The 691-nt window shown below is 40.2% G+C and carries 2 protein-coding genes; both read right to left on the bottom strand.

Going from position 1 to position 691, the window contains the following annotated elements; translation table 11 throughout:
* Window positions 1–12: 12 nt before the first annotated feature.
* Window positions 13–489 carry a transposase family protein gene (locus HLH14_RS08855; RefSeq protein WP_131272073.1) on the bottom strand — a complete coding sequence of 159 codons (477 nt, stop codon included), beginning with the start codon at window positions 487–489 and terminating at the stop codon, window positions 13–15.
* A partial coding sequence (locus HLH14_RS08850; protein WP_171532935.1) for a helix-turn-helix domain-containing protein occupies window positions 437–691 on the bottom strand: 255 nt, incomplete at its 5' end. The genes HLH14_RS08850 and HLH14_RS08855, both read right to left, overlap by 53 nt.

Below are 691 nucleotides of genomic sequence, written 5' to 3'. Positions count from 1 at the left end.
ATTAGACCTCTTTCATAAATCATTTTTACTCAGCTCCAAGTTATAGATTCCAGCAATTAAATTGAATCTCAAACCGAGTCTTTTCGCTCTATTTCGATAACGTTCCGCAAGGATCTTGAAAGTTTTTAGACTGCCAAATACATGCTCTATTCCTATTCTTCTTTTATTGATTTCCTGATTATAGATTTTTAGTTCAGGATCCAATTTACAGTGTCTTTTGGCTTTTAAAGGCAACAGGCTATTGGGATACAAAGTATAAATCCCCTGATAGCCTTTATCTGCAAGGATAAAAGACCCCAAAGGAATCTGATTTAAATTGCATTTGAACAACTCGAAATCATGCACTGCACCGCGACTGCTACATAAACTCAGAATTTGCCGAGTCTTGTAGTGAATCATGGCCTGTACTTTAAAGGTATGGGTCTTTTTCTTGCCGCTATAGCTTTTCTTCTGTTTTTTTAGGCCTTTGTATTGGAATTTCTGTGGCATCCACGATCACAACATTCCAGTCGATGCCTTCGCCCTCGGGTAAATCTTTGGGTAAATTAAACAGATTGGACCGAATCAGGCAGTCTTCAACATGACGGACAATTCTTGAGGCTGTGGGCTCTGAAACCCCGTAACTCGTCGCAACGTGAAATAAGGTTCGGTATTCCCGCCAATAGCTCAGACAGAGCAGAACCTGATCCTC

This window comes from Acinetobacter terrae, from assembly GCF_013004375.1.
Lineage (GTDB): Bacteria > Pseudomonadota > Gammaproteobacteria > Pseudomonadales > Moraxellaceae > Acinetobacter > Acinetobacter terrae.
Note: the sequence above shows the minus strand (reverse complement) of the source record. Positions and strands in the feature narration are given on the sequence as shown.